General features: G+C 70.8%; 13 protein-coding genes and 2 pseudogenes. 10 read left to right on the top strand and 5 right to left on the bottom strand.

Going from position 1 to position 20,201, the window contains the following annotated elements:
- Genes J7I97_RS06535 through J7I97_RS06525 form a run of 3 tightly spaced genes read left to right on the top strand, consistent with a single transcriptional unit; the run spans position 1 to position 3,255 of the window.
- Entirely contained in the window at positions 1-444 is a 444-nt protein-coding gene (locus J7I97_RS06535; RefSeq protein ID WP_308364634.1) for a hypothetical protein, read from the top strand.
- 8 nt (positions 445-452) lie between these two features.
- Entirely contained in the window at positions 453-2,606 is a 2,154-nt protein-coding gene (locus J7I97_RS06530) for a hypothetical protein (protein WP_214931573.1), read from the top strand.
- A 46-nt stretch (positions 2,607-2,652) separates the two neighbouring features.
- Positions 2,653-3,255: a hypothetical protein gene (locus J7I97_RS06525; protein WP_214931571.1), complete on the top strand. Its 603-nt coding sequence runs from the start codon at positions 2,653-2,655 to the stop codon at positions 3,253-3,255.
- On the opposite strand, the gene J7I97_RS06520 is transcribed toward J7I97_RS06525, so the two are convergent.
- Positions 3,245-3,658, bottom strand: coding sequence for an ATP-binding protein (locus J7I97_RS06520; RefSeq protein ID WP_251050286.1), 414 nt, complete (start codon positions 3,656-3,658; stop codon positions 3,245-3,247). The genes J7I97_RS06525 and J7I97_RS06520 overlap by 11 nt on opposite strands.
- A 166-nt stretch (positions 3,659-3,824) precedes the next feature.
- Between J7I97_RS06520 and J7I97_RS06515 the strand changes: the two genes are divergently transcribed.
- The 4 genes from J7I97_RS06515 (at position 3,825) to J7I97_RS06500 (ending at position 10,672) form a co-directional block, all read left to right on the top strand.
- Positions 3,825-4,589: a GntR family transcriptional regulator gene (locus tag J7I97_RS06515; RefSeq protein ID WP_214931569.1), complete on the top strand. Its 765-nt coding sequence runs from the start codon at positions 3,825-3,827 to the stop codon at positions 4,587-4,589.
- Positions 4,590-4,746: 157 nt separating this feature from the next.
- The gene (locus tag J7I97_RS06510) at positions 4,747-8,598 is read left to right on the top strand and encodes an ABC transporter ATP-binding protein (RefSeq protein WP_214931567.1); all 3,852 of its coding nucleotides are present in this window, start codon (positions 4,747-4,749) and stop codon (positions 8,596-8,598) included.
- 154 nt (positions 8,599-8,752) lie between these two features.
- Positions 8,753-9,154, top strand: a complete 402-nt coding sequence (locus J7I97_RS06505) for a hypothetical protein (RefSeq protein WP_214931565.1) — start codon at positions 8,753-8,755, stop codon at positions 9,152-9,154.
- 84 nt (positions 9,155-9,238) lie between these two features.
- Entirely contained in the window at positions 9,239-10,672 is a 1,434-nt protein-coding gene (locus J7I97_RS06500; protein ID WP_214931563.1) for a S28 family serine protease, read from the top strand.
- A gap of 71 nt (positions 10,673-10,743) precedes the next feature.
- Here the strand turns inward: J7I97_RS06500 and J7I97_RS06495 are convergent, their stop codons facing one another.
- Positions 10,744-12,570 carry a glycoside hydrolase family 3 protein gene (locus tag J7I97_RS06495; RefSeq protein WP_214931561.1) on the bottom strand — a complete coding sequence of 609 codons (1,827 nt, stop codon included), beginning with the start codon at positions 12,568-12,570 and terminating at the stop codon, positions 10,744-10,746.
- Between the two features lie 199 nt (positions 12,571-12,769).
- A pseudogene (locus J7I97_RS06490) lies at positions 12,770-13,672 on the bottom strand (LysR substrate-binding domain-containing protein); the annotation flags it as partial.
- Positions 13,673-13,783: 111 nt separating this feature from the next.
- Between J7I97_RS06490 and J7I97_RS06485 the strand changes: the two are divergent.
- Positions 13,784-14,710 (top strand): EamA family transporter, encoded by a 927-nt coding sequence (locus tag J7I97_RS06485; protein WP_214931559.1) that lies wholly within the window; start codon positions 13,784-13,786, stop codon positions 14,708-14,710.
- On the opposite strand, the pseudogene J7I97_RS06480 reads toward J7I97_RS06485, so the two are convergent.
- Both J7I97_RS06480 and J7I97_RS06475 read right to left on the bottom strand, forming a co-directional pair.
- Positions 14,661-15,158 (bottom strand): annotated as a pseudogene (locus J7I97_RS06480) (GNAT family N-acetyltransferase); the annotation flags it as partial. The gene J7I97_RS06485 and the pseudogene J7I97_RS06480 sit on opposite strands and share 50 nt — an antisense overlap.
- Before the next feature lie 95 nt (positions 15,159-15,253).
- Positions 15,254-15,847, bottom strand: a complete 594-nt coding sequence (locus J7I97_RS06475; protein ID WP_251058546.1) for a DUF937 domain-containing protein — start codon at positions 15,845-15,847, stop codon at positions 15,254-15,256.
- A 312-nt stretch (positions 15,848-16,159) separates the two neighbouring features.
- Between J7I97_RS06475 and J7I97_RS06470 the strand changes: the two genes are divergently transcribed.
- Positions 16,160-18,403 (top strand): ATP-dependent RecD-like DNA helicase, encoded by a 2,244-nt coding sequence (locus J7I97_RS06470; RefSeq protein WP_251058545.1) that lies wholly within the window; start codon positions 16,160-16,162, stop codon positions 18,401-18,403.
- Positions 18,404-18,585: 182 nt separating this feature from the next.
- A complete protein-coding gene (locus tag J7I97_RS06465; protein WP_214931555.1) occupies positions 18,586-19,875 on the top strand; it encodes a citrate synthase in 1,290 nt (429 codons plus the stop codon).
- Positions 19,876-20,201: the final 326 nt, after the last annotated feature.

Raw genomic sequence — 20,201 nt, 5'->3', positions numbered from 1 at the left:
GTGTCGTTCGAGGAAGAATGGGGCCGGCACAAGCAGGCGGCCGCGCCCGCGGACCCGTCGCCGCAGATGCGGCTGAACCAGCTCCCCGCCGATCAGGGCGGCTCGGCGCCGCCCGGCAGCGGGTACGGGGTGCTGGCCACGGCCCCTCCCCAGAAGAAGAAGGCCGCCAACACCATCGAGAACGTCCTGCAGCCCGGCACGACGAAGGCCGCGGACGCGGCCGACGAACCGACCAAGAACGCCGTCAAGGCCTTCAGCGGCTGGGAGACGGCGGCCGGTCTGACGAAGGCGCACACGCACTGGGACGACCAGGTGAAGCGTCTGATGGGTCGCCTGAATTCGGAGAAGACGGGCCTGCGCGGCGCGTCGAACCTGTTCACCGGGAACGACCAGCTGACGGGCCAGAGCTTCCAGCCGTTGCAGTCCAAGGTCACGGGACTGTAGGGAGAGACGTGCCGAACTACTCCGAGATCATGCAGACGGACCTCTCCGCGCTCACCACGGCCGCCGACGGCTGGAAGGCAATGGCGGGGCAGTTCAAGACCATGGAGGACGTCTACAAGGACGAGGTCCAGAGCGTCTCCACGGGCAACGGCTGGCTGGGCTCCAGCGCCACGACCGCCGCCACCAACTCCTCCATGACGCGCCATGAGTTCGCGGCCGCGCAGAAGGAGGCGCTGGCCATGGAGTCCCTGCTCCGTGACGCGCACGCCCGCTTCACGGACCTCAAGGGGCGAGTGGTGTCGGCCGTAGCGGACGCCAAGACCGCCGGCATGAAGGTCTCGGACGCCGGCATCGCGAGCTACGACTTCTCCAAGGCCGACCCGGCCTCCGCGAACGCGATCCGCCACGATCCCGACCTCCCGGAGGTCGAGCGCTCCTGGACGCGCCGGATCGGGGACTCGGTCAAGGCGGTCACGGAGTTCGACGCGGACGTCAAGGTCGCCCTGCTGAACGCGTCCGGCGCGGACGGCACGGCGATGTTCGGCTTCAACTCGAAGCCCGTCAACGACGTCGAGGCGGTGGAGGCGCTGGCCCTCACCCAGAAGATCCGCGACGGCAAGGCATCTCCGGAGGAGCTGCGGCACTACAACGACGTCCTGAAGCAGAACTCCGGGGACAAGCACTTCAGCGAGGCGTACCTGAACTCGCTGGGGGCGAAGGACACCCTGCTGCTCGCGGACCAGATGAACCTGGCGTCCAACGACCGCGGTGCGTCGGCGGCCGACAAGAAGCTCTACGAGTCGATCAACTCCGGCCTTGCGGGGACGATCGCCTCGGGCACCAAGGACCCGGACAGCTACGCGTACAAGCCCTTCGTGAACGGGCTCAACGAGCAGGGCAAGGAGCTGGTCGCCAAGGGCCTGCGGCCGACGTACGGCTACCAGGCGCTGGTCACCCTCATGGGGAACGGCGGCGGCTACGGCAAGCAGTTCCTCAACGACATCGGCGACGGCATGATCGCGGCCGAGAAGTCGAAGCCGCACATGTACGACCACGCCTACGACTCCCAGCGCCCGAACCTGGTCTCCGACCCCCTGGACGGCCTGCTCGGCATCATGGCCAAGGACCCGGACTCGGCCACGTACTTCCTCGACCCCGAGGCGCCCGGCAACAAGAACGAGCACCTGAAGTACATGCTCAGCGACCGCGACATGCCGGACCCCTGGATCTCGACCGCGGTCGGCCCCCCGATGGAGATGCACGGGGACAAGACGGCGGGCCTGGGCGCCGCCATCCAGGCTGCGGCCACGGGCCACACCGACGGCGAGAAGCTCGGCCCGCCCGGGCCGCACACCGAGGGCCAGGCGCGGGTGATGCACGAGGCGATCCAGCTCCTCGACGGCGACATGAAGGGCGACGAGTTCAAGGAGGACCTGGAGGGCCTGCGCGAGCCGATGGCGAGGGCACTAGTGGACTACGTGGCCGACACCCACGAGATCCTCGGCGGTAAGAACACCGATCTGGGCGGTCACGCGGGCAGCGAGTCCATCTATGGTTCGGGTGACAAGGCCCAGATCGCGGTCGGACAGGGCAGTCTGATCCGTGTGATGCGCGGCATCGCGGACGACGGCCCGTCCTACGGCCTGATGGTCCAGGCGGAGCGGGCCTATTCGGCGGAACAGCTCGCGACTGCCGTGCCGTTCAAGGCCGGATCTCCGCACGAGGCCAGTATCGACTGGGACAACCGTGCGCACGACATCGGAGCCGCATCCGGGGCCCTCAACGGCATCGGGGCCGACGTCTACAAGGACAAGGAAGACGACAAGGTCAAGTGGGCCGAGGGTACGGCCGAGTACACGGCCGCGAGCGTGAACGGGCTCATCGGCGAGATCCCGGTGGTGAGCACGATCGGTGGCTCGCTGATGGACGCGGCCAAGTACGACTGGGTCGAGGGTGTCAAGGACGCAGCCGAGGAACTGAGTAAGAAGGAGTCCAGCGACAACTACTCGGCGGGCATGGACGGGACCAACAAGCTGTTCGACGCATGGAGGGACCAGCGGCAGATGGACGGCAACGACCCGGAGGCCGAACACGCTCAGAACGAAGCGGGCGAGGCCTACACGAGCGGGCGGGAGGCTGCCCGTGCGCACCTCCGGCCCTGACGTGCGGAAGGCTTTCGCAGGCTCGGCGCTCGCGCTCCTCTGCGTAGTGACCCTGGCATCGTGCACCTCGGACGATTCCGCGTCGAAGTCCGCGGACCTCTGCGGGATCAGCCCGTCCTCGGAGGAGGAATCGCTGGTGCGCGAGGTCCTCGGGAAAGAGGACTTCGCGACGAAGGCCTACGGCAGCACGAGCGCCTTGGTGGACAAGATGGAGCGCGCGCTGCCGAAGATGCCCAAGAGGGACATGTTCTACACGAACGCATGCGGATACAGCGTGGGTGGAGAGCAGGGTGACTCCGGTGTGACCTTCCTGGCCGGGTGGTTTCTTCGGACCTCCGAACTGCCCTCTTTCCCCAGCGACATGTCCTACGATGTGAACGGTGCGCGCGGTGTAGCGCGAAGCAGCAGCTCGACGCTGCTCGTCCAGTGCGACATGCCTCGTGAACTCAGGGCGCAGTCGCAGAAAGTGTGGCTCACGGCGGACACCACGTTCACGTTCAGCCCGTCCCGGCCGGACGTGGACCAGGCGACCAGCGACCGGCGTATGACCCTCACCTACCTCATGGCCCGCCGCGTCACCGAAGCCCTCGGCTGCGAGAACAAGCCACTGGAGAAGCCTCCCGTGGTGAAGCCGCTCCCTACCCCCTGACCGGAACCTCAGCCCAGACGGCCTTCCCGATGCCGTGCCGCCGGGGGCAGCAGCCCCAGCGCTCGGCCAGGGCCGCCACGATCGCGAGCCCGCGCCCCCGTTCGTCGCAGTCCGCCACGACCTGCGGCGTGAGCTTGACGGCGGGGCCGGCGTCGGCGACCTCCACCCGCAGCACCCCGTCGTACCGCGCGAGCCGGACCCCTAGGTCCCGCCCCTGCGGTGCGCGGGCGTGCCGTACGGCGTTGGTGACCAGCTCGGAGAGCAGCAGCTCGGCCGTCGCGGCCTGGGCATCGTCCACCTCCCAGGACGCCAGCTGCTCGCGCACGAGGGTGCGAGCCCGTCCAGGGGTCCGGAGGCTGCGCGGAAGGAGCCAGTAAATCTCGTCGGCCTGCGGCATCACCATGAGGAAACACCTCTCTAGAGATAGTCCCTCAAGTGAAGCGTGCGGCCCCGTGCGGGGTCAAGGGCTTCTCTAGAGATAGTCGGTCCTGTCGCCTACTGGACGCGCGCGCCACCGCTTCGGCGCGATGGGGTGCCTAGGATGACTAGAGATGATCAGGGAGGACCGCATGCCGAGGAACGGCGCCACACGGCAGCAGCCCAAGTACAAGCGCATCGCTGCCGCACTGAAGGCCGCCATCGAGGCAGGCGAGTACGGCCCCGGTGACCGGCTGCCCGGGGAGAACGACCTCATGGCTACCTACGGCGTCGCCCGGATGACCGCACGGCAGGCGCTCGGCGTGCTCCAGTCCGAGGGACTGACCGAAGCGCGCAAGGGCGCCGGGGTCTTCGTACGGGAGTTCCGGCTCATCCGGCGTCGCGGGATTCAGCGGCTCGCCGCTGACGTGTGGGGTGAGGGGCGGTCCATCTGGGCCGCGGACACCGAGGACCGCGAACCCGAGGTCGAGTTCATCGGGGTCACCGAAGAGGCGGTTCCCCGTGCCATCGGTGCCGTGCTCGGGCTGGCGGCCGGTGCGTCCGCCTGTGTGCGCCGACGGCGGTTCCTGCTCGACGGGAAGCCCGTCATGGTGGCCACCTCGTACCTCGACGCCGCACTCGTCGCCGGTACCCCCATCGTGGAGCCCGACAGCGGCCCCGGCGGGATCTACGCCCGGCTCGCCGAGCTGGGACGCGGGCCCGCCCGGTTCCGGGAAGAGGTCCGGTCGCGGATGCCGAGTCCCGACGAGGCCGCGCGGCTCGGGCTGGCCGCCGGGACGCCGGTCGTGCTCGTCGTGCGGACCGCCTTCGCGGCCGACGGCAGCGTGGTCGAGGTCAACGAGATGGTCCTCGACGCCTCCGCCTACGTCCTGGAGTACGAGTTCGACGCCTCCTAGGGGCTCCGTCTCGGCCCCGTCCCGGCCCCGTCTCCCGGATGGGCCAGGTCGGCTCGCCCCGCTGCGCGGAAACCCGTTCGATTGTTGCGGCGGGATGAAATCCGCCGGTCGGAGCGTTGGCGCTTCCGGCAGGACAGGACGAACGGGGAGGCACCACGTGGCGGCGGCGCAGACGGCGACTGGGGAGAAACAGGGCTGGGGCAGGCGGCTCGCCGCCTACACCTGGCGGTACAAGACCAATGTGCTGCTCGCGCTCGGGTCCTCGTTGGCCGGCATGGCCGTCATGGCGCTCGTGCCGCTGGTCACCAGGACCATCCTCGACGACGTCATTGGGGACAAGTCCAAGCCCATGGGGCCTTGGGCGGGCATGCTCATAGGGGCGGCCGTCCTCGTCTACGCGCTGACGTACATACGCCGGTACTACGGCGGCCGGCTCGCCCTCGACGTGCAGCACGACCTGCGCACCGACATGTACGACACCATCGCCCGCCTCGACGGGCGCCGGCAGGACGAGCTGTCCACCGGGCAGGTCGTCGGGCGGGCCACCAGCGACCTCCAGCTCATCCAAGGGCTGCTCTTCATGCTGCCCATGACCATCGGGAACTTCCTCCTCTTCGGGATATCCCTCGGCATCATGGTGTGGCTGTCGCCGCTGCTGACCCTGGTCGCGCTGCTCATGGCCCCCGCCCTCTGGTTCATCGCCAAGCGCAGCCGCAAGAAGCTCTTCCCCGCCACCTGGTGGGCCCAGGGCCAGGCCGCCGCCGTCGCGACCGTCGTCGACGGGGCCGTGACCGGCGTCCGCGTCGTCAAGGGCTTCGGGCAGGAGGAGCAGGAGACCGGCAAGCTGCGCGCCGCCGGGCGCCGGCTGTTCGCCGGGCGGATGCGGGCCATCCGGCTCAACTCGCGGTACACCCCCGCCCTCCAGGCCGTGCCCGCCCTCGGGCAGGTCGCCATGCTGGCCCTCGGCGGCTGGATGGCCACCAAGGGCCAGGTGACCCTGGGTACCTTCGTGGCCTTCTCGACCTACCTCGCCCAGCTGGTCGGCCCCGTGCGCATGCTCGCCATGGTGCTCACCGTCGGGCAGCAGGCCCGCGCCGGCGTCGAGCGGGTCTTCGAACTCATAGACACGGAGCCGGTCATCGAGGAGGGCGAGCGCGAGCTGCCCTCCGACGCGCCCGCCACCGTCGACTTCGAGGACGTCCGGTTCGGGTACGACCCCGAGCGGCCCGTACTCGACGGGTTCTCGCTCTCCATAGCCGAGGGGGAGACCATCGCCCTCGTCGGATCGTCCGGCAGCGGGAAGTCCACCGTTTCCCTCCTGCTTCCCCGCTTCTACGACGTCGACCACGGCGCCGTCCGCGTCGGCGGGCACGATGTGCGCGAGCTGACGTACGACTCGCTGCGCGCCGCGATCGGGCTCGTCCCCGAGGACTCCTTCCTCTTCTCCGACACCATCCGCGCCAACATCGGCTACGGCCACCCCGGCGCCACCGACGAACAGATCGAGGCCGCCGCGCGCGCCGCACAGGCCGAGGGCTTCATCCACGCCCTGCCCGCCGGGTACGACACCACGGTCGGCGAGCAGGGGCTCACCCTCTCCGGCGGCCAGCGCCAGCGCATCGCCCTCGCCCGGGCCATCCTCACCGACCCCCGGCTGCTCCTCCTCGACGACGCCACCTCCGCCGTGGACGCCCGTGTCGAGCACGAGATCCACGAGGCACTGCGGGCCGTCATGGCCGGCCGTACCACCCTGCTGATCGCCCACCGCCGCTCCACGCTCGCCCTGGCCGACCGGATCGCCGTACTCGACCACGGGAAGCTCTCCGCCATCGGGACACACGAGCAGCTCGAGCGGACCTCCCCCCTGTACCGGCGGCTGCTGACCGACCCCGACGCCCTCGGGGCCGGCTCGCCGCGGACCCCCGACGCCCCGGCGATGGCCGAGTTCGAGCGCGACTTGGAACGGGACATCGAGCTCGAGGCCGAGATCGACTCCGAGCCGGTGAACGCGAAGCGGCGGGTCTCCGACGGCGTCACCCCCGAGCTCTGGCGCAGGCAGGACAAGGACAAAGCCGGCGGGACGAGCGCTCCCGCCGCGGCGGCCGGCGCCCCCGCCGGTGCGCCCGGAGCCGGGCACTCCATGGCCGGGGCCGTCGCCGGAATGCCGGCGACCCCCGAACTGCTCGCGCAGGTGGCCGCACTGCCGCCGGCCGACGACACCCCCGACGTGGACGAGACGCGCGCCGCGGCCGCCGAGGACAGCTACAACCTGCGCCGGCTGCTCCGCGGCTTCTGGGCGCCGCTCGCCATCAGCCTCGGCCTCGTCGCCGTCGACGCGGGAGCCGGGCTGCTGCTGCCGATCCTGATCCGGCACGGCATCGACAAGGGTGTGGAGCAGGCCGCCCTGGGCGCGGTGTGGGTGGCCGCGGCGCTCGCCCTGGCGGTCGTCGTCGCGCAGTGGGCCGCGCAGTTCGCCGAGACCCGGATGACCGGGCGCACCGGCGAGCGCGTGCTGTACGCCCTTCGCGTCAAGATCTTCGCCCAGCTCCAGCGCCTCGGCCTCGACTACTACGAGCGCGAACTCACCGGCAAGATCATGACGCGGATGACCACCGACGTGGACGCCCTGTCGAGCTTCCTGCAGACCGGGCTCGTCACCGCCGTCGTGTCCGTGTTCACCTTCTTCGGGATCCTGATCGCCCTGCTCGTCCTCGACGTCGAGCTCGCGCTGATCGTCTTCGCCACGCTCCCCGTGCTGGTCCTCGGCACGATCGTGTTCCGCCGCAAGTCGGTCGCCGCGTACGAGCTCGCCCGCGACCGGGTGAGCCTGGTCAACGCCGACCTCCAGGAGTCCGTGTCCGGGCTGCGCATCGTCCAGGCCTTCCGCCGCGAGCGCGTCGGAGCGGACCGCTTCGCGGAGCGCAGCGACTCGTACCGACAGGCCCGGGTGCGCGGCCAGTGGCTGATATCCGTCTACTTCCCCTTCGTCCAGCTGCTGTCCTCGGGCGCCGCGGCGGCCGTGCTGATCGTCGGCGCGGGACGGGTGGAGGCCGGCACCCTGACCACCGGCGCCCTGGTGGCGTACCTGCTCTACATCGACCTGTTCTTCGCCCCCGTCCAGCAGCTCTCCCAGGTCTTCGACGGCTACCAGCAGGCCACCGTCTCGCTCGGCCGGATCCAGGGGCTGTTGCGCGAGCCCACCACCACCCCGAGGTCCGCGACCCCGCGCGAGGTGCCGCGGCTGCGCGGCGAGATCGCCTTCGAGGACGTCCGCTTCGCCTACGGGACCGCTGAGGAGCGGGGCGAGAAGGAGGAGGCGCTGGCCGGAATCAGCCTGCGGATACCCGCCGGGCAGACCGTCGCCTTCGTCGGCGAGACCGGGGCCGGGAAGTCCACGCTGGTCAAGCTGGTGGCCCGGTTCTACGATCCGACCGCCGGGCGGGTCACCGCCGACGGCGCCGATCTGCGGGAGCTCGACCTGACGGCGTACCGCCACAGGCTGGGCGTGGTCCCCCAGGAGCCGTACCTCTTTCCCGGGACGGTCCGCGACGCCATCGCCTACGGGCGGGAGGGCGCGAGCGACGCCGAGGTGGAGGCGGCCGCCCGCGCGGTCGGCGCCCACGACATGATCGCCACGCTGGACGGTGGCTACCTGCACACCGTCGCCGAGCGCGGCCGAAACCTTTCGGCCGGCCAGCGTCAGCTGATCGCGCTGGCCCGCGCCGAACTCGTCGACCCGGACGTGCTGTTGCTCGACGAGGCCACCGCCGCGCTCGACCTGGCCACCGAGGCGCAGGTCAACCAGGCCACCGACCGGCTCGCGGGCCGGCGCACCACCCTGGTCGTCGCACACCGGCTGACCACGGCCGCCCGTGCCGACCGCGTCGTGGTGATGGACCGCGGCCGGGTCGTGGAGGACGGGACGCACACCGAACTCCTGGCCCGCGGCGGCCGGTACGCCGAGCTGTGGCGGACCTTCGTCGGAGAGGACGAGCACGCCGCCGCCTGACATCCCGAACCGGCCGGTACTGACCTACTGACCTACTGACCTACTGACCTGCTGACCCCCCGGATGCCCTTGCTGCCCGCAACCATTCGGGGGGTCAGCGCGTCGTACGTGAGTACGGGGCCCGGGTGTGGTGTGCGACTGATGGGGGGACAGGGTGCGATACGGAGGCAACGGGCGCGGCCGACTGGCGGCGTCCCTCGGGGTGTTCGCGACGGCTCTGGTGTTCTGCGCGGGCGGGCTGCTGATGGCGCCCCCCGCACAGGCGGCCGCCGGCGCCTGCGAGGGCCGGCTGGTCACCTCGCTGCCGTTCTCGACGGGTGAGCTGCGCGTCTACAAGAGCCGTACCCGCGCGTGCGCCATGACCGTCGCCGCGCGCCCCGGCACGCGCCGTTTCATGTCGGTGAGCATCCAGCCGCGTGGCGGAGTGCCCGTCCGCGATTCAGGGCAATTCTCCCGTTATGCCGGACCCGTCAGCGTCGCCGCGATCAGCCGCTGCGTGTATGTAAAGGGGAGCGTAGGGGCCGGATCGGCCGAATCCGGCTGGATACTGTGCTGACGGAGCGGCCCAACTAGGTCTGGTCATCAGTGCATTGACCCCGCTAGGTTCACGCCCACCGCAGTGAACTGAAGGGGAGGGTTAATGCGCAAGACGCTCGGATGGCTGCTGTCGCTCGTGGTGCTCATCGGCACCATGGGCGCGGCCGGATTCACGGCTCAGGCGGCCACCGCCGCCGGTCCCGAAGCCGGCCCGGACATCAAGGACCAGATTCTCGCCGTGCCGGGGATGAGTCTGATCGAGGAGAAGCCGTACCCCGGGTACCGCTTCTTCGTACTGAACTACGTCCAGCCCGTCGACCACAAGAACCCGTGGAAGGGCACCTTCACGCAGCGCCTGACGCTGCTGCACAAGGACACTTCCCGGCCGACGGTCTTCTTCACCTCCGGCTACAACGTCAACACCAACCCGCGCCGCAGTGAGCCGACGACCATCGTCGACGGCAACCAGGTGTCGCTGGAGTATCGATTCTTCACGCCCTCCCGGCCCGACCCGGCCAACTGGTCGAACCTGGACATCTGGCAGGCCGCCAGCGACCAGCACCGCATCTTCACCGCCCTGAAGGCGATATACAAGAAGAACTGGCTCGCCACGGGCGGCAGCAAGGGCGGTATGACGGCGACGTACTACGAGCGCTTCTACCCGCGAGACATGGACGGTGTCGTCGCGTACGTCGCGCCCAACGACGTCGTCAACAAGGAGGACTCGGCCTACGACCGGTTCTTCGGCAAGGTCGGCACCAAGGAGTGCCGCGACAAGCTGAACGCGGTGCAGCGCGAGGCGCTCGTGCGCCGCGTGCCGCTGGAGGCCAAGTACGCCACCGCCGCCGCCGAGAACGGCTGGACCTTCACCACCGTGGGCAACCTCGACAAGGCCTACGAGGCGGTCGTCCTCGACTACGTGTGGGCCTTCTGGCAGTACAGCCTCCTCGCCGACTGCGCCTCCATCCCGACGGCCGCCACGGCGACCGACCAGGAGATCTGGGACACGGTCGACGCGATCTCCGGCTTCTCGGCCTACGCCGACCAGGGCCTTGAGACGTACACGCCGTACTACTACCAGGCGGGCACGCAGCTCGGCTCGCCCGACATCAAGCAGCCCCACCTGGGCAACCTGAGCCGCTACGGCTACCAGCCGCCGCGCAACTTCGTGCCCCGCGACATCCCCATGACCTTCCAGCCGGGAGTCATGGCCAATGTCGACAACTGGGTCCGGAACAACGCCAACCAGATGCTGTTCGTGTACGGGCAGAACGACCCGTGGGGCGCCGAGCCCTTCCACCTCGGGTACGGGGTGCACGACAGCTACGTGATGATCGCGCCGGGCGCCAACCACGGGGCCAACGTCGCCAAGCTCCAGGAGGGCGAGAAGGCGCTGGCCACGCAGAAGATCCTGCAGTGGGCCGGGGTCGCCCCGGCGGCCGCGCTCTCCGACGCGGGCCGGGCGACGCCGCTCGCGAAGCCGGACGCGCGGCTCGACCAGAAGGACCTTGAGCGCGAGCCGCAGCTGCGCCCGTAGCTCTGCAACGTAGCTCTCAAGTAGCCAGCCTGGGCCACGGGAAGGCGTACACCGTCTAGTACTCGCACGGTCTAGTACTTATCGGCCTCGTACGTCAGCCCGTGGCCCAGCGGGTAGCGGCCCGGCACCGGCACCGGGAGGCGGCCGGAAGGCCGTACCGCCCCGGTGATCACCCGGGCCGCCGCCCGCAGTTCCACATCCGTCCAGGAGTACGTCGCCAGCTCCGCCGCGCACTGCGGCAGCCGGGCCGGGTCGTACGGGTTGCGGATCGCCACGGCGACCACCGGAACCCCGGTGGCCACCAGCTCCGCGACCAGTGCCCGCTGCGGACTGTCGCCCTCCGGGACGTTGTACGTGCACACCAGGACCGCCGCGTTCCCGGGAGCGGCCGCCACCGCCCGGGCGGGCGGCACGGCCGTAGCTCGGCAGCCCAGGGCGGTCAGCTCCCGGGCCAGCACCACCGTGGGCGGCCCCGTGGTGCCGCTGGGGGACGCCGGGTCTGTCCCGGTCACCAGCAGCCGCGGCGCGGTCGCCGGATCCAGCGGCAGCAGCCGTACGGGATTGGCCAGCAGGGTCGTCGTACGGGCCGCGATCTCGTCGGCGGCGGCCAGGTGCGCGGCCGTGCCCGCCGTCGCCTCCACCCGCTCCGCCGTCGTGTACGGCGAGTCGAACAGGCCCCGGCGGACCTTGAGTTCCAGGATCCGCAGCACCGACTCCTCGATCCGCTCCTGCGACAGCTCGCCCGCCTCGACGGCCGCCAGCACACTGCGCTGCGCCAGGGCCAGGTCCGGCGCGTTCAGCAGCTGGTCGCAGCCCGCCTTCAGGGCCAGCACCGGGACCCGGTCGTCCCCGTACTTCTGGCGGACCCCGGCCATGTCGAGCGCGTCGGTGACCACCACACCCCGGAAGTCCAGGCGTTCGCGCAGGATGCCGGTCACGATCGGCCGGGAGAGGGTCGCCGGGTCCCCCGAGGGATCGAGCGCGGGGAAGACGATGTGTGCCGTCATCACCGCGTCCACGCCCGCCCGCACGGCCGCGCGGAACGGCGGCTCGTCCAGCTCCTCCCACATGGCCCGGGTGTGCCGCATCACCGGCAGCCCGACATGGCTGTCGGTCTCGGTGTCCCCGTGGCCGGGGAAGTGCTTGGCGGTGGCGGCCACTCCGGCGCGCTGGTAGCCGCGTACCTGGGCGGCGGCCAGCACCGCCACCGCACGCGGGTCGGCGCCGAAGGACCGTACGCCGATCACCGGATTGGCCGGGTTCACATTCACGTCGGCCACCGGCGCGTAGTCCTGCCTGATCCCCATCGCGGCCAGCTCGGCGCCCGCGATGAGCGCGGCCCGGCGGGCGTCGGCCGCGGAGCCGCCCGCCCCCAGCGCCATCGCCCCGGGCAGCAGGGTCGCGGGCTTGCCGATCCGCGCGACGATGCCGTGCTCCTGGTCGGTGGACAGCAGCAGCGGGACGCCGGATCCGGTGTCGGCGGCCGTCCGCTGGAGGTCGTTGGACAGCCGGGCGATCTGCTGCGGGCTACGGGTGTTGTGGGCCCAGCCGAAGTAGATGACCCCGCCGAGGTGGTAGCGGGAGACCACCTCGGCGGCGGTGCGCACGCCGAACTGAGCCAGGTTCAGCTCGGCGTCCGCCGGGTCGGGATCGGTTGCCGAATGCCCGTAGGCCCGGGAGACGAAGAGCTGCCCGACCTTCTCGGCGAGGCTCATCCCGGCCACCAGGGCGCCGAGCCGGGCGGCCCGGCCCGCCGAGCCGGGGTCGTCGGGCCCGGGCGCCCTGCGGGCACCTGTGGCGGCGGAGGCCCCGGTGGCGGCGGAGGCGGCCCCGGTGGCCGTGGCGGCGGCCAGGGCGGCCGCGGCGAGCAGGGTCCGGCGGGAGGCGTGATACGGCACGCGCCGGACCCTACTGCGGGGCTACGCCCGCGGAGCCACGGACACTCGCCGGGTCCCCCGGAAGGTGGGCTCCGGTGGCGGTACCGGCGGCCGTACCGGTGGCGGTACCGGCGGCAGAACCGGCGGCGGCATCGGCGGCAGCACGGGCACCGGCGGCGGCACCGGCGGCGGCATCGGCGGCCGTACCGGTAGCCGTACCGGCGGCAGCACGGGCCCAGTGCTCCTGGAGGGTCCGGGTCGCCTCCGTGATCGCGGGCCGGCGGGCCGCACCGGTCCGCCACAGGGCGTACAGCCTGCGTACGGGTCCCGGCTCCAGCGGTACCGCCACCGCCCCGGGCGGCAGCGCGCCGGTGCCCAGGCGCGGCACGACCGCCACCCCGAGCCCGGCCGCGACGAGGGCGACGATGGTGTGGTTCTCCTCGGCGACATGCGCGATGTCGGGCTCGAACCCGGCCGTCCGCAAGGTCCGCATCAGCCAGTCGTGGCAGACCCGGCCGGGCGGCTGGCACACCCAGCGCTGGCCGCCGAGGTCCGCCCGCCGGATGATCCGGCGCCGGGTGAACGGGTGGCTCTCAGGTACGACGAGGTCGCAGCGGTCGTCCCCGATCACCGCCTGCTCGATGCCCTCGGGGGACGGCAGCGGGGCGATGTCCCAGTCGTGGGCCACCGCCAGATCGGTGACACCCCGGGCCACCAGGTCCACCGACAGATGGGGGTCCACCTCCGTGAGGCGGACGTCCAGCGCCGGATGGCGGCGGGCCAGGTCGGCCAGCACCCCCGGCAGCAGCCCGCGCGCGGCCGAGGCGAAGGCGGCCACCGTCAGCAGCCCGCCCGGCTGCCCGCGCCGCTCCTCCAGGGTGGTCTCGGCGCGCTCCACGATCGCCAGCAACTCCTGGGCCGTGTCGGCCAGATGCCGCGCCTCCTCGGTGAGCGCGACCCCGCGCCCGCGCCGCTCCAGCAGCGTCGTGCGGGTCTCCCGCTCCAGCTTGGCGATCTGCTGGGAGACGGCGGAAGGGGTGTAGCCGAGGGCGGCCGCGGCGCCGGCGACCGAGCCGTGGACGGAGACGGCATGCAGGGCGCGCAGCCGGGACAGATCGAGCATGCGGTCCATCGTAGGCAGCTCCGGCGCCCCGGTCACCCATAAGCATTGCTTCATCCATTACGGAAGAGATCCGCGCTGGTGCTACATGGTTCGGGCGTCGATGCTCGGAGCATGCGTCCCGTACACACCGCACTCGCCGTACTCGTCGCCGCCGTCTGGGGGTTCAACTTCGTCGTCATCGAGATCGGGCTCGGCCACTTCCCGCCGCTGCTCCTGTCCGCCCTGCGCTTCCTCGTCGCCGCGCTGCCCGCCGTGTTCTTCGTCGGGCGGCCGAAGGTCGCCTGGAAGTGGATCCTCGGGGTCGGAGTGGCCCTCGGCATCGCCAAGTTCGGCCTGCTCTTCACCGGCATGGCCGCCGGAATGCCGGCCGGGCTGTCCTCGCTCGTGCTCCAGATCCAGGCCGTCTTCACCGCCGTCCTCGCCGCCGTCGTACTCAAGGAGCGCCCCGGCCGGGTCCGGATGCTCGGCATGGCCGTCGCACTGGCCGGGATCGCCGTCGCCGCCGTGGACGGGGGCACCTCCGGGCCGGTGCTGGGCTTCGCGCTGGTCGTGGCGGCCGCCGCCTGCTGGGGCGTGTCCAACGTGCTGACCCGCAAGGCGTCCCCGCCCGACGCGATGAACTTCATGGTGTGGGTGTGCACGGTCCCGGTGCTGCCGCTGTTCGGGCTCTCGCTGCTGTTGGAGGGGCCCGAGCGGGACCTGGCGGCACTGCGCGCCCTGGACTGGTCGGGGGCGGCCGTCATCGGGTACGTGGCCTGGGTGTCGACCGTGTTCGGCTTCGGCGCCTGGAGCTACCTGATGCGCCGCTACCCGGCCTCCTCGGTCGCGCCGTTCTCACTGCTGGTGCCGGTGTTCGGGATGTCCTCGGCCGCGCTGGTCCTGGGCGAGGGGATCTCGGGGCTGCGCTGGGCCGCGGCGGTGCTGCTGGTCGGCGGGGTGGCGGTCACCTCGCTGGCCCCCGCGCGCGGTGCGGCGCGTACCGGATCCGTCAGTGCGGGGAGTCCTCCTGTAGCGGCAGCCGCCAGTCCTGCCCCGTGAGAGTGACGCCGTACGAGCGATGCGGGCGCTCGGCGACGAGGGTGAACCCGGCGCGCTCGTAGAGGGAACGGGCCGAGGTCAGCACGTCGTTGGTCCACAGCACCAGCTCGCGGTAGCCGACCGATCGGGCGAAGGCGACGACGGTGCCGACCAGCAGGGCGCCGATGTCGTGGCCGCGACCGGCCGGCTCCACGAGGAGCAGCCGCAGCCGCGCGGTGCCGGGCGCACCGTCCTCCCGTACGCACATCACCGAGCCGACCGGGCGGCCGTCCAGCTCGGCGATCCAGACGCGCTCCAGGTACGGGTCGTGGTCCTCGGCGAAATCCGCGACGATCCGGGCCACCAGGCCCTCGAAGTCCTGGTTCCAGCCGTACTCGGCGGCGTAGAGCGCGCCGTGCCGCTGCACGATCCAGCCCAGGTCGCCGGGCTCGGGATCCCGCAGCCGTACCTGTCCGGCAGAGGTGTCACCAGGGGGCTCCATGGCGCCCGAGGATAGCGCGGAGGGACCCGTCTGGCTCCGGGGTAGGGGGGTAGGGGGTACCGTTACTTCTTGCGGCGGCCGAGGAGCCGGCCCATCAGTTCGCCGAGGATGCCGCGTTCGGCCGGGGCGGCGCCGGCCGGCACAGCGCCTTCCGCGGTGGCCGCGCCCGGGGCGGCGCCCGCGCCGGGGGCGGCTCCGGCTTCGGCTCCGGCGCCCGCTCCGGCTTCGGCTCCGGCGCCCCGGCCGGCGGCCGCGCGCTTGGCGAAGACCGCCAGGACCGCCGGGATCAGCACCTCGATGACCCGGGTGACGGTCGGCGCGGGGATGCCGGTCCTCTTCGAGACGGCTTCGGCCACGGGCTTGCTCGCCTTGGAGAGCACTCCGGCCATCAGCCCGCCACTGCCCGGCCCGCCGCCGAGGGTCGTCGCGCCTTGCAGCGGGGGCTCGGCCACCTCCGCGAAGGCCTGGCGGACCTCGTGGCCTTCGTCGTCATCGGCGGCGGCCCTGTGGTGGAGGTCTCCGGTCATCGCCCCGACGGTGGCCGCGACCGTGTCGCGCGCACCGTCGGCATCGGTGCCGAGCAGGCCGGCGATCTCGGTCAGCTTGTCGTCGCCGAGTTCGTTGAGCACGTCGTCCTGGAAAGAGGGATCGCTCATGCCCCGAAACACTACGTCTGTGCTGTTTTGGCGGCACCTTGAGTCAAAGAAAAAATAAAACTGCCCCTCGGCGTGCAACCGTCTGCGTGGATCGCGGGTCGTATGTTGCGTCGGCACTTCCGGGAGGGGATCTGGGGGGATCGGGAAGTCCGACGAGGGAGGGGTAACCGTGAGGGGGTCCGGCCGAGAGGCCGGACCCCCTTCTCGGTTCTCCGAGGTCGGCCACGGCGAAGTTGTCCACAGCGAAGTTGTCCACAGCGAAGTTGTCCACAGCTTCCGCGCGCTGTCGGCGGCTGCCGGTAGCTTCGTGCCATGACAACCAACGGGGTGGTGCAACAGGCGGTGGTCGAGGGGGTGCTGGAGCGCATCACCTACGCCAACGAGGAGAGCGGGTACACGGTCGCCCGGGTCGACACCGGCCGCGGCTCCGGTGACCTCCTCACGGTCGTCGGCGCCCTCCTCGGGGCGCAGCCCGGCGAATCGCTGCGCATGGAGGGCCGCTGGGGCTCCCACCCGCAGTACGGCAGACAGTTCACGGTGGAGAACTACCGGACCGTCCTCCCCGCCACCATCCAGGGCATCCGCCGCTACCTCGGCTCCGGCCTGATCAAGGGCATCGGCCCGAAGATCGCCGACCGGATCGTGGAGCACTTCGGCACCGACACCCTGGACGTCATCGAGGAAGAGCCGAAGCGGCTGATCGAGGTGCCCGGGCTGGGGCCCAAGCGGACCAAGCTGATCGGCGCCGCCTGGGAGGAGCAGAAGGCCATCAAGGAGGTCATGGTCTTCCTCCAGGGCGTCGGCGTCTCCACCTCCATCGCGGTCCGCATCTACAAGAAGTACGCAGACGCCTCCATCTCGGTGGTGAAGAACCAGCCCTACCGGCTCGCCGCCGACGTCTGGGGCATCGGCTTCCTCACCGCGGACCGGATCGCCCAGGCCGTCGGCATCCCGCACGACAGCCCGGAGCGGGTCAAGGCCGGACTCCAGTACGCCCTGTCCCAGTCCACCGACCAGGGCCACTGCTTCCTGCCCGAGGACCGGCTCATCGCCGACGGGGTCAAGCTGCTCCAGGTGGACACGGGGCTGGTCATCGATTGCCTGGCCGAGCTGGCCGCCGACCCGGAGGGTGTCGTACGGGAATCCGTGCCGGACCCGCAGGGCGGCCCGGACCTCACCGCCGTGTACCTGGTGCCCTTCCACCGCGCCGAGCTGTCGCTGGTGGGGCAGGTACGCAGGCTCCTGCACGCCGAGGACGACCGGATGCCGGCCTTCCAGGACGTGGACTGGGACAAGGCCCTCGGCTGGCTCGCGGGGCGGACCGGGGCCACGCTGGCGCCCGAGCAGCGGGACGCCGTGAAGCTCGCCCTCACCCGCCGGGTCGCGGTCCTCACCGGCGGGCCGGGCTGCGGCAAGTCCTTCACCGTGCGCTCGATCGTGGAGCTGGCCCGGGCCAAGAAGGCCAAGGTCGTGCTCGCCGCCCCCACCGGCCGGGCCGCGAAGCGCCTCTCGGAGCTCACCGGCGCCGATGCCTCCACCGTGCACCGCCTGCTGGAGCTCAAGCCGGGCGGGGACGCGGCGTACGACCGGGAGCGGCCGCTCGACGCGGACCTGGTCGTCGTGGACGAGGCCTCGATGCTGGACCTCCTGCTGGCGAACAAGCTGGTCAAAGCCGTGGCCCCGGGGGCGCACCTGCTGCTGGTCGGGGATGTGGACCAACTTCCCTCGGTCGGCGCCGGCGAGGTGCTGCGCGACCTGCTGGCCGAGGGCGGCCCGGTGCCCGCGGTCCGGCTCACCACGATCTTCCGGCAGGCCCAGCAGTCGGGCGTGGTGACCAACGCCCACCGGATCAACACCGGCCTGCCGCCCATCACCCACGGGATGCCGGACTTCTTCCTCTTCCCCGAGGAGGACACCGAGGAGGCCGGCCGGCTCACGGTGGATGTGGCCGCGCGCAGGATTCCGGCCAGATTCGGGCTCGACCCGCGCCGGGACATCCAGGTGCTCGCGCCCATGCACCGGGGCCCGGCCGGCGCCGGAAACCTCAACGGCCTGCTCCAGCAGGCCATCACCCCGGCCCGGCCGGACCTGGCCGAGAAGCGCTTCGGCGGCCGGCTCTTCCGGGTGGGCGACAAGGTGACCCAGATCCGGAACAACTACGAGAAGGGGGCCAACGGTGTCTTCAACGGCACCGTCGGCGTGGTCACCGGCCTCGACCTGGACGAACAGCGGCTGACCGTGCGGACGGAGGAGGACGAGGAGGTCGCGTACGAGTTCTCGGAGCTGGACGAACTGGCCCACGCGTACGCCATCACCATCCACCGCTCGCAGGGGAGTGAATATCCCGCGGTGGTGATCCCGGTCACCACCGGGGCTTGGATGATGCTCCAGCGAAATTTGCTCTACACGGCGGTGACCAGGGCGAAGAAATTGGTCGTGCTGGTCGGGTCCCGCAAAGCCCTCGGCCAGGCGGTGCGTACCGTTTCCGCAGGCAGGAGGTACACGGCGGTCGCGCCCAGGCTGTCCGGCCGCATACCGGTGGGAAACATCACCTAGATGATCGATCATTTGGGGTTCTCGCCACCGTGCGGAGGGGGCAGGATGAGCAGGTTGAAGGCACTCAGTGCCGTCAAAAGAACCAAAGGCCGACCCCGAGTGCACTCTCCTGTGCCAAATGGGGGAAGGTAGAGGCAGTCAGGGCACCTCGAAGAAGAGGCACTACGTCGGTGAGGGATGACGTGAGCGACAACTCTGTAGTACTCCGGTACGCGGACGGTGAATACACCTACCCGGTGGTCGAGAGCACCGTCGGTGACCAGGGCTTCGACATCTCGAAGCTGCGGGCCCAGACCGGGCTCGTCACCTTGGACAGCGGCTACGGCAACACCGCGGCGTACAAGTCCGCGATTACCTACCTCGACGGAGAACAGGGCATCCTGCGCTACCGCGGTTACCCGATCGAGCAGCTGGCCGAGCGTTCGACCTTCATCGAGGTCGCGTACCTGCTGATCAACGGTGAGCTGCCGACCGTCGACCAGCTCGCGTCGTTCCGCAACGAGATCACCCAGCACACGCTGCTGCACGAGGACGTGAAGCGCTTCTACGACGGCTTCCCGCGTGACGCGCACCCGATGGCGATGCTGTCCTCCGTGGTCAGCGCGCTGTCGACGTTCTACCAGGACAGCCACAACCCGTTCGACGAGACGCAGCGCAACCTCTCGACGATCCGGCTGCTGGCCAAGCTTCCGACGATCGCGGCCTACGCGTACAAGAAGTCTGTCGGCCACCCGGTCGTCTACCCGCGCAACGACCTCGGCTACGTCGAGAACTTCCTGCGCATGACGTTCTCCGTGCCGGCCCAGGAGTACGACCTGGACCCGGTCGTGGTCTCGGCGCTCGACAAGCTGCTGATCCTGCACGCGGACCACGAGCAGAACTGCTCGACCTCCACCGTGCGCCTGGTCGGCTCCTCGCAGGCGAACATGTTCGCCTCGATCTCCGCCGGCATCTCGGCCCTGTGGGGCCCCCTGCACGGTGGCGCCAACCAGTCGGTGCTGGAGATGCTGGAAGGCATCAAGGCCGACGGCGGCGACGTCGACGCCTTCATCCGCAAGGTGAAGAACAAGGAAGACGGCGTCCGCCTGATGGGCTTCGGGCACCGCGTCTACAAGAGCTTCGACCCCCGGGCGAAGATCATCAAGGCTGCGGCGCACGATGTCCTCTCGGCGCTCGGCAAGAGCGACGAGCTGCTCGACATCGCGCTCAAGCTGGAAGAGCACGCGCTTGCCGACGAGTACTTCGTCGAGCGCAACCTCTACCCGAACGTGGACTTCTACACCGGTCTGATCTACCGGGCCATGGGCTTCCCGACCGAGATGTTCACCGTGCTCTTCGCGCTCGGCCGCCTTCCCGGCTGGATCGCGCAGTGGCACGAGATGATCAAGGAGCCGGGTTCCCGCATCGGCCGCCCGCGCCAGATCTACACCGGCGAGGTCCTGCGCGACTTCGTCCCGGTCGAGGCCCGCTGAGCCAAGGCCGCTGAGCCAAGGCCGCTGAGCCCAGGGCGCCCTGAGTCAGGGCCGCTGAGCCGAGGCCCGCGGAGCCAAGGACGCCGGGCGCTGTCTCCCGTAGACAGCGCGGCGCCCCGAAGCAGCGAAAAGCGCCCCGCCGCCGATCCCCCCACGGGTCGACGGTCGGGGCGCTTTCCTTTCCCCGGAACGGATTCCCCCCACGGGACCCGAGCCGGGGCGTCGGCGAGGAGTGCACACGAGGTGTGCACCCCTTGGGTTATTGCCGGGACCCGTACGGGTCGGGAGGGCCGCTCAAAGCTCCCCTTTGAGCACGCGTCCCGGCC

Source organism: Streptomyces sp. ISL-87, assembly GCF_018614095.1.
GTDB lineage: Bacteria > Actinomycetota > Actinomycetes > Streptomycetales > Streptomycetaceae > Streptomyces.
This window is presented reverse-complemented; position numbering and strand designations above follow the sequence as displayed.

Bases quoted from the DNA above. Each gene is read 5' to 3' on its own strand.
- J7I97_RS06515 (WP_214931569.1), top strand. From the start codon at position 3,825: ATGCCGAGGAACGGCGCCACACGGCAGCAGCCCAAGTACAAGCGCATC.
- J7I97_RS06475 (WP_251058546.1), bottom strand. From the start codon at position 15,847: ATGAGCGATCCCTCTTTCCAGGACGACGTGCTCAACGAACTCGGCGAC.
- J7I97_RS06520 (WP_251050286.1), bottom strand. From the start codon at position 3,658: ATGGTGATGCCGCAGGCCGACGAGATTTACTGGCTCCTTCCGCGCAGC.
- J7I97_RS06485 (WP_214931559.1), top strand. From the start codon at position 13,784: ATGCGTCCCGTACACACCGCACTCGCCGTACTCGTCGCCGCCGTCTGG.
- J7I97_RS06500 (WP_214931563.1), top strand. From the start codon at position 9,239: ATGCGCAAGACGCTCGGATGGCTGCTGTCGCTCGTGGTGCTCATCGGC.
- J7I97_RS06470 (WP_251058545.1), top strand. From the start codon at position 16,160: ATGACAACCAACGGGGTGGTGCAACAGGCGGTGGTCGAGGGGGTGCTG.